The 15,543-nt window shown below is 62.7% G+C and carries 13 protein-coding genes and 2 tRNA genes; 10 read left to right on the forward strand and 5 right to left on the reverse strand.

Annotation, left to right across the window (positions count from 1 at the left end; all coding sequences use genetic code 11):
• Positions 1-34: 34 nt before the first annotated feature.
• Both CAY53_RS04025 and CAY53_RS04030 read right to left on the reverse strand, forming a co-directional pair.
• Positions 35-736, reverse strand: a complete 702-nt coding sequence (locus CAY53_RS04025; RefSeq protein ID WP_104936044.1) for a hypothetical protein — start codon at positions 734-736, stop codon at positions 35-37.
• An 80-nt stretch (positions 737-816) separates the two neighbouring features.
• Complete coding sequence (locus CAY53_RS04030; RefSeq protein ID WP_104936045.1) at positions 817-1,695, reverse strand: glycine--tRNA ligase subunit alpha; 879 nt, start codon at positions 1,693-1,695, stop codon at positions 817-819.
• Positions 1,696-1,832: 137 nt separating this feature from the next.
• Between CAY53_RS04030 and uvrA the strand changes: the two genes are divergently transcribed.
• The 3 genes from uvrA (at position 1,833) to CAY53_RS04045 (ending at position 5,368) form a co-directional block, all read left to right on the forward strand.
• The gene (uvrA, locus tag CAY53_RS04035) at positions 1,833-4,661 is read left to right on the forward strand and encodes an excinuclease ABC subunit UvrA (protein WP_104936046.1); all 2,829 of its coding nucleotides are present in this window, start codon (positions 1,833-1,835) and stop codon (positions 4,659-4,661) included.
• Positions 4,662-4,725: 64 nt separating this feature from the next.
• Positions 4,726-5,199 (forward strand): protein-export chaperone SecB, encoded by a 474-nt coding sequence (secB, locus tag CAY53_RS04040; protein WP_104936047.1) that lies wholly within the window; start codon positions 4,726-4,728, stop codon positions 5,197-5,199.
• A gap of 92 nt (positions 5,200-5,291) precedes the next feature.
• Positions 5,292-5,368: transfer RNA gene (locus CAY53_RS04045), tRNA-Arg, on the forward strand.
• A gap of 350 nt (positions 5,369-5,718) precedes the next feature.
• Here CAY53_RS04045 and msrB read toward each other — a convergent pair.
• The 3 genes from msrB to CAY53_RS04060 all read right to left on the reverse strand — a co-directional run bounded on the left by msrB (position 5,719) and on the right by CAY53_RS04060 (position 7,866).
• Complete coding sequence (gene msrB, locus CAY53_RS13385; protein WP_104936048.1) at positions 5,719-6,732, reverse strand: peptide-methionine (R)-S-oxide reductase MsrB; 1,014 nt, start codon at positions 6,730-6,732, stop codon at positions 5,719-5,721.
• A gap of 412 nt (positions 6,733-7,144) precedes the next feature.
• Positions 7,145-7,220 (reverse strand) — tRNA-Phe (locus CAY53_RS04055).
• 166 nt (positions 7,221-7,386) lie between these two features.
• Complete coding sequence (locus CAY53_RS04060) at positions 7,387-7,866, reverse strand: hypothetical protein (RefSeq protein ID WP_146106390.1); 480 nt, start codon at positions 7,864-7,866, stop codon at positions 7,387-7,389.
• Between the two features lie 211 nt (positions 7,867-8,077).
• On the opposite strand from CAY53_RS04060, the gene CAY53_RS04065 reads away from it, so the two are divergent.
• The 7 genes from CAY53_RS04065 (at position 8,078) to cmk (ending at position 15,534) form a co-directional block, all read left to right on the forward strand.
• Positions 8,078-9,013: a ketopantoate reductase family protein gene (locus CAY53_RS04065; protein ID WP_104936050.1), complete on the forward strand. Its 936-nt coding sequence runs from the start codon at positions 8,078-8,080 to the stop codon at positions 9,011-9,013.
• Positions 9,014-9,028: 15 nt separating this feature from the next.
• Positions 9,029-9,871, forward strand: coding sequence for a 3-methyl-2-oxobutanoate hydroxymethyltransferase (gene panB / locus CAY53_RS04070; RefSeq protein WP_104936051.1), 843 nt, complete (start codon positions 9,029-9,031; stop codon positions 9,869-9,871).
• A 710-nt stretch (positions 9,872-10,581) separates the two neighbouring features.
• Positions 10,582-11,814, forward strand: coding sequence for a 30S ribosomal protein S1 (rpsA, locus tag CAY53_RS04080; protein ID WP_245874878.1), 1,233 nt, complete (start codon positions 10,582-10,584; stop codon positions 11,812-11,814).
• Positions 11,815-11,869: 55 nt separating this feature from the next.
• Positions 11,870-12,154, forward strand: coding sequence for an Asp-tRNA(Asn)/Glu-tRNA(Gln) amidotransferase subunit GatC (gene gatC, locus CAY53_RS04085; protein WP_104936054.1), 285 nt, complete (start codon positions 11,870-11,872; stop codon positions 12,152-12,154).
• Between the two features lie 12 nt (positions 12,155-12,166).
• Positions 12,167-13,624, forward strand: a complete 1,458-nt coding sequence (gene gatA / locus CAY53_RS04090; protein ID WP_104936055.1) for an Asp-tRNA(Asn)/Glu-tRNA(Gln) amidotransferase subunit GatA — start codon at positions 12,167-12,169, stop codon at positions 13,622-13,624.
• 106 nt (positions 13,625-13,730) lie between these two features.
• A complete protein-coding gene (gene hisC / locus CAY53_RS04095) occupies positions 13,731-14,843 on the forward strand; it encodes a histidinol-phosphate transaminase (protein ID WP_104936056.1) in 1,113 nt (370 codons plus the stop codon).
• Entirely contained in the window at positions 14,836-15,534 is a 699-nt protein-coding gene (gene cmk / locus CAY53_RS04100) for a (d)CMP kinase (RefSeq protein ID WP_104936057.1), read from the forward strand. The genes hisC and cmk overlap by 8 nt, the downstream gene beginning before the upstream one ends.
• Positions 15,535-15,543: the final 9 nt, after the last annotated feature.

Below are 15,543 nucleotides of genomic sequence, written 5' to 3' on the forward strand. Positions count from 1 at the left end.
AGCGCGCAAAGCCGTGCGTTGGGGTGGCGGCGGTTTACTGCTCGCTGGTCGCCTCGACGGCCTTGTCCTTCACGTCCTTCCCCGCCTGTTTTATGGCCTTGCCGGCATCCTTCATTTCCTCCCTGGCGCTGTCGGCCATCTTGCCGGCTTCAGTCTTCATGTCCTGCGCAGCGGCCTTGGTCTGGTCGGCAAATTCCTGACCCGCAGCCCTGGCCGCCTCGCCCGCAGAAGCGGCCTTGTCCTTCATGGCCTCGCCGGCGTCTTTCATTTTCTCCCTGGCGCTGTCGGCCATCTTGCCGGCTTCGGTCTTCATGTCCTGCGCAGCGGCCTTGGTCTGGTCGGCAAATTCCTGACCCGCTGCCCTGGCCGCCTCGCCCGCGGAAGCGGCTGCTGCCTTCATCTCCTCGCCCGCAGCCTGAACCTGATCGCCGACGCTTGCCGCCGTTTCCTCCACCTTGGCCGACGCATCCCTGGCCACATTCTTGGCTGCGTCAAGGGCCTGGGCGCCGGCGGTCTTGGCCGCTGCGCCCGCGGAGTTGGCCGCGTCCTTCATGTTCTCGCCCGCCTGCTGCATGGACGCGCCGGCATCCTTCATGGACTGTTTGGCCTCGTCCATGGGCGCGACTGTCTTCGTCTGCTGCGAGTCCTGAGTCTGGCTCTTGTTGCCGCCATTGTCACAGGCGGCAATGGTAAAAGCCGCCAGAACTACCAACGCGCATACAAGTTTTTTCTTCATGATGGCACCTCCGTGCAATGGTTTGCATGTAAACAGGGGTTGCAGCGGCCGGGGCCCCGCAACCGGAAAGATGGGCTCGTTCAGGCCATTGGGCCGTGCAGCAGGGGAAAGCCCATTTCCGCCCGCTGCTCCACATAGTGCTGCGCCACCTGCCGGGCGATCGCCCGGATGCGGCCGATGTAGCGGGTGCGTTCCGCCACGCTGACGGCCTTGCGGGCATCCAGCAGGTTGAAGGTGTGGGAGCACTTGAGACAGTAGTCATAGGCCGGCAGGGTCAGGCCGATTGCCGCCAGTCTCAGGGCTTCACTCTCGAAAAAATCGAAGGAGCGCCTGAGTTCCGCCACATTGGCCTGCTCGAAGTTGAAGGCGGAGAACTGGCGTTCCGCCTCGTGGAAGATTTCGCCGTAGTTCACCTTCTGGTTCCACTGGATGTCGTAGACCGACTCCACCTTCTGCAGGTACATGGCGATGCGTTCCAGGCCGTAGGTAATCTCCACGGTCACGGGTTTGAGGTCGATGGAACCGGCCTGCTGGAAGTAGGTGAACTGGGTGATTTCCATGCCGTCCAGCCAGACCTCCCAGCCCAGACCCCAGGCGCCCAGGGTGGGCGACTCCCAGTCGTCCTCCACAAAACGGATGTCGTGCTCCAGCAGGTTCAGGCCAAAGCCTTCGAGGCTCTTCAGATACATGCCCTGGACGTCGGGCGGCGAGGGCTTGATGACCACCTGATACTGGTAGTAGTGCTGCAGGCGGTTGGGATTGTCTCCGTAGCGGCCGTCGGTCGGCCGGCGGGAGGGCTGCACATAGGCCGCCTGCCATGGCTCCGGCCCCAGTGCGCGCAGCAGGGTGGCCGGATGAAAGGTGCCGGCGCCCACTTCCATGTCATAGGGCTGCATGATCAGGCAGCCGGCAGAGGCCCAATAGTGGTTCAGCGAAGCGATAATATCCTGAAAATACATGGTGTGAGAGTGCGTGAAATCTTGCGTTGCCTGTTTTCGGCGGGATGGCTACTGTAGAGCCCCACATTTACCATAGGCGCGGAAGGCGGTAAACGAAATTGTCACTTTGCCGCAGCGCCCAGTTGCCGGTGGAGCCCATGGAACCGCAATATATCCGCATCCGCGGGGCGCGGATGCACAATCTGAAGAACATCTCCGTTGACCTGCCCAGGAACAGACTGATCGTGTTTACCGGCCTCTCCGGTTCGGGCAAGTCCACGCTCGCCTTCGATACCCTCTACGCCGAGGGCCAGCGCCGTTATGTGGAGTCCCTTTCCACCTATGCGCGCCAATTTCTGGGTCAGATGGACAAGCCGGAGGTGGACCGGCTCGACGGCCTTTCGCCTGCGGTGGCCATCGAGCAGAAAACCACGGGCCGCAACCCGCGATCCACCGTGGGCACGGTCACGGAGATCTACGACTACCTGCGCCTGCTTTTCGCCCGGGCGGGGCAGCCCCACTGCCCGCAGTGCGGCGCGCCCATACGCGCACAGAGCATTGCCGACATGATAGATCTGCTCATGGCCGAGCCTGAGGGCACGAAATGCGTACTGCTGGCCCCTGTGGTGCGGCGGCGCAAGGGCGAGCACGAGCAGGTCCTGCAAAAACTGCGGCGCGAGGGCTATGTCCGGGTGCGGGTGGACGGAGAAATGCTCCAGCTCGCCGGGGACATCCGCCTGGAAAAGACGAAATTTCACAGCATAGAGGCGGTGATTGACCGGGTGGTCATCAGGGCCGGTCTGCGCAGGCGGCTGGACGAATCGGTGAGTACGGCGGTCAAGCTCGGCAGCGGCGTCATGATCGTTTTGTTCCCGGACAGCGGGGAGGAGCGGCTCTACAGCGAATCCGCGGCCTGCCACCAATGCGGGATTTCGGTGCCGGCGCTCACGCCCCAGCTCTTTTCCTTCAACAACCCGCAGGGCGCCTGCCCGGACTGCGACGGTCTGGGCGTGACCCGCTATCTGGACGAAAAACTCCTGGTGCCGGATGCCAGCCTGTCCATTGCCGAAGGCGCCATCAGGCCCTGGTACAGCCACAAGCTCGCGCCCTGGACCGTGCCGTGGATGGAGGCCCTGTCGCAGCACTACCACTTTGAGGTGAGCACGCCTTTTGAAAGGCTGCCGGAGCGGGTGCGGCAGCTTATCCTGTACGGCAGCGGCGAGGAAAAGATCGCACTCAGCCGGGGCCATGGCGCGGCCCGACGGGTCTCGCAGCAGCCCTTTGAGGGCCTGATCCCCCGCCTGAACCGGCTTTCCAGGGAGACCTCCTCAGTGGCCATGAGCGAACTGGCGGACCGCTACATGTCGGAGCGGGAATGCCCGGCCTGCAAAGGGGCGCGGCTGAAGCCCGAGGCGCTGGCCGTGCGCGTGGGCCCCTGGGGCATCAGGGACATGAGCGGCATGGCGATCGAGCGGCTGGCAAGCGAGCTGGAGGGGCTCAGCCTGGAGGCGAGGCACGCCCAGATCGCCGCGCCGGTCCTCAAAGAAATCCGCCAGCGTCTCCGCTTTCTGAAAGGCGTGGGCCTGGGCTATCTGACACTGGCACGCTCCGCGGGCACCCTGTCCGGCGGCGAGGCCCAGCGGATCCGGCTGGCCTCCCAGATTGGTTCGGGCCTGGCCGGCGTGCTCTACATCCTGGACGAGCCCAGTATCGGCCTCCACCAGCGGGACAACCACAAGCTCATCAAAACGCTTGTCAGTCTGCGCGATCTGGGCAACACGGTTATCGTGGTGGAGCACGACTCGGACACCATCGCCACGGCCGATCACGTCCTGGACATTGGCCCGGGCGCGGGCGTACATGGCGGCGAGGTGCTCTATTCCGGTCCGGTTGCCGGCCTCTTGGACTGCGAAGCCTCGCTCACCGGCGGCTATCTCTCCGGTCGCCTGAAAATAGCGGTGCCGAAAAAGCGGCGGCCCGTACAGGAACGGCATATGCTGGAGCTGCGAGATGCCTGCGTCAACAATCTGAAGCATCTGCACGTGCGCTTTCCCCTGGGCCTCATGACCTGCGTGACCGGGGTGTCCGGTTCGGGCAAGAGTTCCCTGGTCATGGAGACGCTCCTCAAGGAGGCGGAGCGCTATTTCAACGACAGGCGGGGCTATGCCAAAGGCCAGCCGCAACTCTTTGGCCTTGAACAGCTCGACAAGGTCATTGACATTGACCAGAGCCCGATCGGCCGTACCCCGCGTTCCAACCCGGCCACCTACACCGGCGTCATGTCTCCGGTACGCGAGCTGATGGCCCAGTTGCCCGAATCCCGGGCCCGGGGCTACAAGGCGGGCCGCTTCAGCTTCAACGTCAAGGGCGGCCGCTGCGAGACCTGCGAGGGCGACGGGGTTTTGCGCATCGCCATGCACTTCCTGCCGGACGTCTATGTGGAATGTGAACGCTGCCACGGCCGGCGCTACAATGCGGAAACCCTGGACATCCGCTACAAGGGCAAAAATATTGCGGACATTCTGGATATGACCGTGGCCGAGGCCCTGGACTTTTTCCAGAACCTGCCGGGCATTCAGGGCAAGCTGCAGACCATTGTGGATGTGGGCCTGGGCTATGTGCGGCTGGGCCAGTCCTCGGTCACGCTCTCCGGCGGCGAGGCCCAGCGCATGAAGCTCGCCAAGGAGCTGAGCCGCCGGGCCACCGGCAGGACGCTGTACATTCTGGACGAACCCACGACCGGCCTGCACCCGGATGATATCCGTCAGCTCCTGGATGTGCTGGGCCGGCTGGTGGCGGCGGGCAACACCGTGGTGGTGATCGAGCACAATCTGGATGTCATAAAAACTGCGGATTATATCATCGATATCGGCCCGGAAGGGGGCGAGGCGGGCGGCGGGATCGTGGCGACCGGCACGCCCGAAGAAGTGGCGGCCTGTCCGCAGTCCTTTACCGGCAAATTTTTGCAACAGCTCTTGCCCGGCTGATTTTTTGCTTTGCAGAGCGGCGCTTCCCGGCTAGGATGCGCCAATATTTTTTCAAGGAGGCATCATGGCTGATCAGCATGAGCAACAGACCGGGCAGCCGGTTTTTCGTATGCAGAAGATGTACATCAAGGACCTGTCCTTCGAGTCGCCCCACGCGCCCCAGGTTTTTCAGGCCTCGCAGAAGCACGAACCCACGATCGAGCTGGATTTGAAGCTGAAGCACGAAGTGGTGGCTGAAGACAACTACGAGGTGTCCATGACCGTCACCGCCAAAATGGTGGACAAGAGCAACAACGACACCGTACTCATGGTCGTTGAACTGGAGCACGCCGCAGTCTTTTTGCTCAGGGGCATTCCGGAAGAGCATCTGGAGCGTCTCCTGCGGGTGGATTGTCCCTTCATGCTGTTCCCCTTTACCCGGCAGATTGTGGCCCAGGTGACGATGGACGGCGGCTTCCTGCCCCTGAATCTGGAGCCCATCAATTTTGCGGCCATGTACGAAAACATGAAGAACAAAAACCAGAAGCAGGATGCCTGATTTTGCCCAATTGCCAGGGTCTGCGGGCCCTGAAGGGGAAATGTTCTGTTGAATTGTCTGGCCTGATGTGTTAGATAGGCAGCGCGATTTGCGCACCAGTGGCTCAGCTGGATAGAGCGTCGGACTACGAATCCGAAGGTCGGGGGTTCAAATCCCTCCTGGTGCGCCAGTAGAATCAAGGGGTTGCGGCACAAAACCGCAACCCCTTTCCTTTTGCTTTTTGTCCACATGCGGAAACGCGGTCCAGGGCTCTCCCGATTCCTGAGCCAGCTCGTTGTTGGTTCCGGCCTTTACCCCCGCATCTGCTGCACTGCGCTCCACCGCTTTCCGCAGGGATTCGGGGGGGCAGGGCTATGGGCCGGTCAACACGAACACGCTGTCGCCCCGTCCAGGCGGCTGGCAGATAAGACCGTCACTGCCGCCCAATACCTTCAACAGGTGCAGGACGGTCAGCCTCGGAAACACTGAGCTCCTATGTCCGCGCGGGCGCGCCTCGAGCCGCTGCTTCGGTCAACTGCGCTATTCCACCAGCTTTTTGTATTTGCCATAGCCTTCCCTGTCCATGTCGGCCAGCGGGATGAAGCGCAGGGCTGCGCTGTTGATGCAGTATCTGAGCCCGCCCTGTGCTTTGGGCCCGTCGGGGAAGACATGACCCAGATGGGAAGCGCCCATGCGGCTTTTCACCTCGGTGCGGACCATGCCGTGGCTGGTGTCGCGGTGTTCGCTCAGCCGTTCCGGCTCAATGGGCTTCGTGAAGCTGGGCCAGCCGCAGCCGGCATCGAACTTGTCCTTTGAGGAAAAGAGGGGCTCGCCCGAAACGATGTCCACATAGATGCCGGGCTCCGTGTGGTTCCAGTAGCGGCCGGAAAAAGGCCGTTCCGTGGCCCCATGCCGGGTCACCTCATAGGCTTCCGGCTCCAGCCGTTTTTTCAGTTCCGCATCGCTTGGCAGGGTAAAGTTTTCGGACCAGTTCCAGCCTTCCTGTACGAAATCCTGCTGCTGGCCGCCCTTTGGCCTGATGTCCTTCAGGCTGTCAAAGCTGATATGGCAGTAGGCTTTGGGGTGTTTTTTCAAATAATCCTGATGGTAGTCTTCGGCCGGATAAAAACTGGTGAGCGGCAGGAGTTCCAGGGCAAAGGGCCTTTGGTATTTGGCCTGCTCCGCGGCCATGATCTTCGCCAGCACGGCGCGGTCGGCCTCATCCCGGTAATATATGCCGCTGCGGTACTGGCTGCCCCGGTCATTGCCCTGCCGGTTCACACTGAATGGGTCGATAATTTTGAAAAACTGCCGCGCCAGGGTTTCAAGGTCAACGCGCGCCGGGTCATAGACCACACGCACGGTTTCCGCATGACCGGTGGTGCCGGTGCTGACCTGTTCATAACTTGGATTTTTCGTGGTGCCATTCGCATAGCCCGGAATTGCCTCCAACACACCCGGAATGCGGGAATAGTATTCCTCAACACCCCAGAAACAGCCGCCGGCAAACCAGATTTCCCGCGATGCGGCCAGACTTGAGTGAGCAGTCAGCATACAAAGCCCCCAAAAGAGGAGAAAAAGGACAATTCGGTCCGCGTGTCTGCCGCTGACCTTTGGGATGGTAGGTATCATCATCGAAAGACTCCTTGTTGTTTTTTAGTGCATGGGAGCAAGGCGGCCAGTGTCCAGCGCTCAATCGGTAGGCCGGAAAGTACAGGGCGCGCTCGTACGGACCAGATCTTATGCAGGAACCTCGAAGCCCTGTGCACAGGCTGTGCGCTGCCAAAGACTTCGCAAGCCTCTGCATGGGAGGTGGCATGCGCTCGCACTTCCTGGAATTTGGTTTTGGCCGCGGCTGGATGGAGGCAGCCTGATGTTGCGGATTGCGGGCCGGAGCAAGTCGTTGTGGACAAAAATGAAAAAGAAAAAAGGGTTACGGTTTATGCCGTAACCCTTTGATTTTCATTGGTGCCGAGACCAGGAATCGAACCAGGGACACACGGATTTTCAGTCCGTTGCTCTACCGACTGAGCTATCTCGGCACATTCACGAGAACGGATGCCTTCATAGCAAAAAGCCGGAAACGCTGTCAAGCCTTTTTATCCGATATGAGCAACTCGTCCAGCTCGACATTGAAATCATCCAGGGCGGTGCCTGTTTTGATGGCTGGGGCAGCCGGCCTGCTGGCAGATGCCGGAGCGCTTGTTTTTATGCCCAGGTTGTCATCGATATCCAGATTCTCCAGGTAAAAGACTCTTCAGCGGCAGGAAGATCCGCCGCAGGCGCCTGCAGATCGGAAATATCCACGCCGGAAAGGTTGAGATCCATATCCATGTCTGAGTCTGCGGGGGCATCGTCGCCTTCGGTCGGCAGCGGATCACCGCCATCCAGGGCCGCAACCTGATCAACAGCGCCGGCAAGGGTCCCCACCTCCGCTGCCTGGGCGCCTGCATGGAGCGGCAGTTCTTCCTGAGTCTCTTCAGGTTCGGGGGCGAGCAGAAACGAAGGCGAAATGGCATCGACCACGGTTCCCATCAGTGCTGTAGCGGCGGCGGCAATATTTTTCTTGCACCGTTTACAGCGTTCCAAATTGTCAAACGAGGTATAGCCACATTTGGGACAGCGCATGACAGGGTACTCCCTAAAAATTTGTAAAAAAGAGGCGATCGATATCCGCCTGTCCTTCATTATCCTGCTTCAGAAAAGAAAAGCAAGTGTATTCCTCAAAAACATAGTGTCAGCCCCATCTTTTTGCGGGCCATTCCGTACACAGCGGCCAGGCGCCATGCCGGCTGATTTTTACATCAAGACGTTGCAGCCCTGGTCGCAAAAATATGCTATGGTATCTGGCACGAAGCCGCAACAAGCGGTTCTGAACATTTCAGACTCACGACCTGACATGAACATCGTCATCATTGGCGCCGGCGCCATGGGCTGTCTCTTTGGGGCGCTGCTGGCCCCTGTGGCCCGGGTAAGCCTCTACTGCCGCCGGAAAAGTCTGGCCCGGATTCTGCGCACCCGGGGCATTGTCATCAAAAGGCTGGATGGCCGGCAGGAGCAGGTGCCGGTGCAGACCCTGAGCGAGTTGGAAACCGCTCCGCGCAAAACCTTCGACTATGCCCTCATCCTGACCAAAACCCAGGCCAGCAGCGAGGCCGGCCGCATTGCCCGGGAGCTCTTGCGCGCTGACGGTCTGGCCATTACCCTGCAGAACGGTCTTGGCAACCGGGAGCACATTGCGGCACACGTGGGGCCGGAGCGTGTGCTGGTCGGGGTCACCGCCCAGGCAGCCACCCTGATGGATGCCGGATCGGTGCGCCATACCGGCATGGGCGAAACGGCGCTGGGGCCGGCGGACAATCCGCAGCGGCTCCACGCCTTCAATCTGGTCAGACTCTTTGGCGAAGCAGGCATCCCCACCGTCATCGCAGACGATCCGGATGCGCTGCTCTGGTCCAAGCTTGTGGTCAACGCGGCCATCAATGCGGTGGCTGCCCTGCTGCGGGTGCCGAACGGCGTTTTGGCCGAAAGTCCGGACTGTCGAGCCATTATGGCGCAGGTGGTGGCCGAAGCCAGGGCCGTGGCCGAGGCCCTGCACATCGAACTGCCCGATTCCGATCCCCTGAGGCATGCGCTGGCCATCTGCAGGCAGAGCGCGGGCAATCGCTGCTCCACCCTGCAGGACGTGCTCCGTGGTCGGGCCAGCGAAATCGAGGCCATCAACGGCGCCATTGTCCGGCTCGGCGCGGAACACCGGGTTCCCACACCGGTCAACGACACGCTGACCCGGCTCATGCACGCCCTGGAGGCCACCACGGAGACGCGCGTGGTCTGAACACAAGAGGTCATCATGCAAACCAGGAAACTCACCATCCCCGATATTTCCGCGCGCAAGCAGGGTCCGCCCCTGGCCATGCTGACCGCTTACGACTACTCCTGGGCCCGGATCGTGGATCGGGCCGGGGTGGACATGGTTCTGGTCGGCGACAGCCTGGGCATGGTGATGCTGGGCCACACCAGCACCGTGCCCGTCACCATGGACGACATGGTCCATCACTGCCGGGCCGTGGCGCGCGGCATAGAGCATGCCCTGCTGGTGGCGGACATGCCTTTTGGCTCGGTGCGCAGCAAGCGCCAGGCCCTGGCCAACGCCATCCGGCTTGTGCAGGAGGGCGGCGCGGATGCGGTCAAGGTGGAGGGCGGCGCGGAAACGGCCAACATTGCGGCCGCCATCGTGCGGGCCGGAGTGCCGGTGCAGGGCCACGTGGGCCTGACGCCGCAGACTGCGGTCAGTCTGGGGGGCTTCAAGGTGCAGGGCAAGGACGCCACCGCGGCGCGCAAGGTCTTTGACGACGCCCGCGCGCTGGCAGATGCGGGTTGCTTTTCGGTGTTGATGGAGGCCGTGCCCGCTCCGCTGGCCGCGGAAATTACCAAAAGCCTGGCCGTGCCAACCATTGGCATCGGCGCCGGCAACCAGTGCGACGGGCAGGTTTTGGTCATGCACGATCTTTTGGGACTCTACGACCGTTTTGTGCCGAAATTCGTGAAGCAGTACGCGAAACTCGGCGAAACCGCCACCGCAGCCATTCAGGACTATGTCAGGGACGTGGCCAACCGCAGCTTTCCCGCGCCGGAACACAGCTTTCACATGAAGGATGAAGAACTGGCACTCCTGCTGAAGAGCCTCAGGTGAGGCGCTGCAGCGCGTGTGGCAGATGCTGCGGCCCCCTGCGCCCTGGCTGCCCTTTGCACAGCCGCTCGCACCGCTGATGGCAAGCGGTTGATGGAGGATGAGCCGGTCCTTTTCGTCCATCTGCACGGACCTGTGCCAACAGGGCGAGTACCGGTAGCCGGCCTGGCTGCCGTCCGGCGTGCGGATGAGGCCGCCGGAATGGACAAATGACAGGCATCGGCGCGCCACCACGCAGCCGGTTGGCCACTCTTTGTTCGTCTGCGGTCGCCTGCGCCCACACCCTGCCCCCGCGCAGGGAAAAGGGCCTGGCCACTGCCCGCTGACCGGAAGGATTCGGGGCTGGCCCGCGCAGGCGGCCGAGGAGCGGGATGACCTGCAGGCCGGACAGGCAGGGATCAGACTGAAAGCAGGAGTTTTTGTCTTTCAGCTTCGCAGATCCCCGAAAAAAGGGTGGCCCGAGAGCGGCCGCAGCATGGCAGAAAAGAGTTTGTCTGAACCGTCCCGGAAACCGCCTGGCCTGCGCTTTGGGCCGGGCAGGCTGCTTGCCGGGCCGGGCAGGCCGGTTTTTGCGGCGCCGGCGGGCCGCTGCGGGCGGGGGCCTGTATCTTCTCTTGAAAGAATGGCCATTTCGGTTTATGCACGGGCCTTATCCGGTGGGGGCCGCTGTTCCTCCCGGTTTTGTGCCTTACTTCAACTGAAACTTGTGTTGCATGACTATGGAAGCGGAACGTTTCGATCAACTGCTTGAGGAAAAGAAGAGCAAGCCTGTCCGGATGCAGCCCGGCGACCGGGTGGACGCGCTTATCGTCGGCGTGAGCGGCGAGCACGTCTTTCTGGACGTGGGCGGCAAGAGTGAAGGCGTCATGGCCGCAGCCGAACTCCGCAACGAGGCCGGCGAACTGAGTGCTGCCGAAGGCGACCGGGTGCAGGTGTATCTCCTGTCGAACCGGAACGGCGAGCTGATCTTCACCGCCCGGCTCGGCGGCCATGGCTCCCGGGAGCTGGAAGAGGCCTTTCAGGCCGGCATTCCGGTGCAGGGCACCGTGAGCGCCGAAGTCAAGGGTGGCTTTTCGGTGATGGTGGCGGGCCAGCGCTGTTTCTGCCCCTATTCGCAGATGGACATTCGCCGGGTGGAGTCTGCGGACGAGTATCTGAACAAAACCTTGAGCTTTCGGGTCATGGAGTACAGCAACCGGGGCCGTAATATCCTGGTGTCGGCCCGGGCCGTCCTGGAGGAAGAGCGTCAGCGGCAGCGCGAAAAGCTGGTGCAGGAACTGCAGGTCGGGATGCAGGTAGCGGGTGTGGTCAGCTCCATCCGGGATTTCGGGGCCTTTGTCGATCTGGGCGGGGTGGATGGCCTCATTCCCATCGGCGAGCTGGCCTGGGGCCAGACCGAGCGGGTGAGCGACGTGTTGAGCCGGGGCGACAAGGTCCAGGTGGTCATCAAGGCGCTGGACTGGGAGCGTGACCGCATATCCCTCAGCCTGCGCGATACCCTGCCCAATCCCTGGGATGCGGTACAGAGCGCCTACCCGGTCGGTTCGCGGCATCAGGGCCGGGTGGTCAGGCTCGCCCCTTTCGGCGCCTTTGTGAGCCTGGAACCGGGGGTGGACGGTCTCGTCCATATTTCCAGGCTGGGCGCGGGCCGCAAGCTGCACCATCCCCGTGAGGCCTTGGAACTCGGGCAGGAACTGAGCGTTCAGGTGGAGGGCGTGGATCTGGCGCAGAGACGCATCTCCCTGGCCCCGGCAGACTGGGAGCCTGCAGGGCAGGAGCCGGGCGACAAGGCATCCCGTTCCCCCCGCGAAGGTGGCGGGCACGGCGGTCATGAGCGGCAGGGCGAGCGGCGGGAAGCCTTCAAAATGCCAGCCGGCAAACCGCTTTCCATGGGCACCCTGGGCGATGTGTTCGCCAAGGCAGAGGAGCAGCGGAAGAAACGGTGAAAGCCGGCCTTGCAAACGGCTTCGTTTCCCCTTTCATTTTTCCGAATGGAACACCATGCTGGAACAGGAAGAACTTGCGCATGTGGCCAGGCTGGCCAGACTGGATATGGATGCGGCGGAACTGGCGCGAATGACCGGCCAGTTGGACGCCATTCTGCGCTATGCCGCCAAACTGGATGAGGTGGACATCAGCGGCGTGGCTCCGACCACCCATACGCTGAATGCGGTCAATGCCCTGCGCGACGATGAGGCGCGGCCCTCCCTGCCTCGCGACGAGGCGCTGAACAATGCGCCGGAGCGGAATGATCGGGCCTTCATCGTTCCCAAGGTCATTGCCTGAAATCCTGACGCCATGAATGCACTGCACACGCTGGGCCTGAGCGAGGCCCTGAATTTATTGGCAAAGGGTGAAATCTCGGCCCTCGAGCTGACCAGGGCGCATCTGGCGCGCATCGAGGCCGTGGACGGCCGTGTCAGGGCCTTTCTGGCGGTCGGCGCAGAACAGGCGCTGGACGCAGCCAAGAGGGCGGACGCAGACCGCAGGGCGGGGCGGGCCGGACTGCTCTGCGGCGCGCCTTTGGGCTTGAAAGACCTGCTCTGCACCAGGGACCTGCCTACGACCTGCGGCTCGAGAATGCTGGAAAACTTTGTCGCCCCCTACAATGCCACGGTGGTGGAAAAGCTTCTGCAGGCCGGGGCAGTCATCCTGGGCAAACAGGCCATGGATGAGTTCGCGATGGGTTCCAGCTCCGAGCACTGCGCCTTCGGGATCCCGGAAAATCCGTGGCAGGCGGGCCGCATCTGCGGCGGCTCCAGCGGCGGTTCGGCGGCGGCGGTGGCGGCGGACGAATGTCTGGCCTCGCTTGGCTCCGATACCGGCGGTTCCGTGCGCCAGCCCGCCTCGCTTTGCGGCGTGGTGGGGCTCAAGCCCACCTATGGCCGCGTATCCCGCTATGGTCTGGTGGCCTTTGCCTCGTCCCTGGATCAAATCGGGCCCCTGACGAAAAACGTGGCTGACTGTGCGCTGCTTCTGGAAGCCATAGCGGGCTTCGACCCCAGGGATGCCACCTCTGTGAACCGGCCCGTACCGCGTTATCGCGACGCGCTCCAGGCGGGCCTTGCGGGCAGGACCATTGGCGTGCCAACGGAGTATTTCAGCGCTGCCCTGGACAGCGACGTGGAAAAGGCGGTGCGGCAGGGCATTGCCGTGCTGCAGGACTTGGGCGCCCGGGTGGTGGACATCAGCCTGCCGCACACCGAGTACTGTGTGGCGGTCTACTATCTGATCGCGCCGGCCGAGGCCAGCTCCAACCTGGCCCGCTTCGATGGCGTGCGTTACGGCTACCGTGACCCGGAGACGGCGGAACTGCCCGAGCTCTACAGCCGCAGCCGGGCCCGCGCTTTTGGCGACGAGGTCAAGCGCCGTATCCTGATTGGCACCTATGCGCTTTCCGCCGGCTACTATGACGCCTACTACAAAAAGGCCTCGCAGGTGCGCACCCTCATTCGTGAGGATTTCACCCACGCCTTTCAGCACTGTGACCTCATTGCCTCGCCCGTGTGCCCACGGCCTGCCTGGCCCATCGGCGCGACCCAGGATGATCCCCTTGCCGTCTATCTCTCGGATATCCTGACCGTCTCGGCCAATCTGGCCGGCATCCCCGCCCTGTCTGTGCCCTGCGGCTTTTCCGCGGAAGGTCTGCCCATCGGCCTGCAGCTCCAGGCCGCGCATTTTGGCGAGGAGATCCTGCTCAGCGCCGGGCAGGCCCTGGAGAGCGCCCTGGGCATTACACGCAGGCCGGCATTGTGAGGCAGTCGGTCCGGACTGCAGCGTGTCCATACGGGCTGTTCCCTGGTGCAGCCGGACAGGAGACCAGGGCTGCCGTGCACTGTCCCCAACCAGCCATGATTTCCCGATGAAGCTGCCCATTCCCGAACACATCAGAAGCATCGTTCCCTATCCGCCCGGCAAACCGCTGGACGAGCTGGAACGGCAGTACGGCGTCAAAAACGCCATCAAGCTGGCCTCCAACGAAAACCCCTGGGGCCCTTCGCCCCGGGCGATCGCCGCGATTACTGCCGCTCTGCCCACTCTGCACCGCTATCCGGACGGCTCCTCCTATGCGCTGACCCAGGCGCTGGCCAGGCATCTGCACTGCGCGCCGGAGATGCTGGTTCTGGGCAACGGTTCCGACGAGATGCTGGGGCTTTTGGTGAGCGCCTGCATGGAACCGGGCGATGAAGCCATTTCCAGCTTTCCCTCCTTTTTGATGTACCAGAAGTGTGTGCAGGTACAGGGCTGCAGGAATATCGTCCTGCCCCTGAAGGATATGCGGCACGATCTGGAGGCCATTGCCCGGGCTGCCACCAGCCGTACCCGGCTCGTGTTTCTGGACAACCCCAACAATCCGACCGGATCCCTTTTTCCCGAGGCCGCCCTGCTCGAGCTCTGCCGGGCCCTGCCCGACACCGCCCTGGTGGTGCTGGACGAGGCCTACCGGGATTTTGCCGATCCCGCCCTCCAGCTGGATTCGGTACGCCTGGCTGGCGAGCAGCGCCAGGGTGCACAGATTGTGGCGCTCCGCACTTTTTCCAAGGCCTATGGGCTCGCCGGCCTGCGGCTGGGTTACGGCCTGATGCGCCCGGAACTGGCCGCCATGCTGCACCGGGTGCGCCATCCCTTCAACGTGAACAGTCTGGCCCAGGTGGGCGTGGTCGCGGCGCTTGCAGACCAGGAGCACTATGCGCGCACCATCAGCGGCACCCGTGCGGGTCTGGCCTGCTTGCAGGAGGCGGTGAACGGACTCGGCTGCAGGTGCTTTCCATCCCAGAGCAATTTCTTTCTGGTTGACGTGCAGGGCGATGCGAACCGGCTTTACGAGGCCATGCTCCACCGGGGCGTGATCACCCGCTCCATGAGCGCCTACGGCTTTCCGAACTATCTCAGGATCACGGTCGGCACGGAGGCGGAAAACCGGCGTTTTCTGACAGCCCTGGCCGAATGCCTGCACGAGTTGCACTATGGCTGAAAAACTTGCGATCGTCACCATCGACGGCCCGGCCGGAGTGGGCAAAACCACCATTTCCCGCATGGTGGCGGCCCATCTGGGCTACACCTGCCTGGACACCGGTGCGATGTACCGCTCCTTTGCCTGGATGCTCACGCGCACAGGCCATGATGGCGAGGATCTGAAAAAAGATCCGAGCCTGTTGGCCATGCTGGGCAATGTGGAGATGGTATTGCTGCCGCCTTTGCCGGGGGAGGAAAACGGCCGGGTGCGCCTGGGCGGGCAGGTCCTGGGTCCGGAACTGCGCACCGAGGCCATCAGCTTTCTGGCCTCCGAGATCGCCTCGCTGCCGGAACTGCGCCGGGTGCTGACCCTCATGCAGCAGCGCCTGGGCGCCAAAGGCCGGGTGGTGATCGAGGGCCGGGACACGGGCACCGTGGTTTTTCCGCAGGCAGCCTGGAAATTCTTCCTGGACGCCACCCCGGAAGAGCGTACCACAAGGCGACTCAGGCAATTGCGCGCCAGGGGCGATATGGCCACCAGTGAAGCGGCGCTGCTGGAAAGCATCGTGGCCCGTGATCTGGCCGACCGGAACCGGAGTATCGCCCCGCTGGTCGCCGCCGCCGATGCCTACACCATCGATACCACCAATCTGGACATCAGGGCGGTGGTGGGCGAAATGCTCGCACACATCGGGAGCAAGCCGCTGTAAGCCCGGTGT

The sequence above is a fragment of the Desulfobulbus oralis genome, from assembly GCF_002952055.1.
GTDB classification, from domain to species: domain Bacteria; phylum Desulfobacterota; class Desulfobulbia; order Desulfobulbales; family Desulfobulbaceae; genus Desulfobulbus; species Desulfobulbus oralis.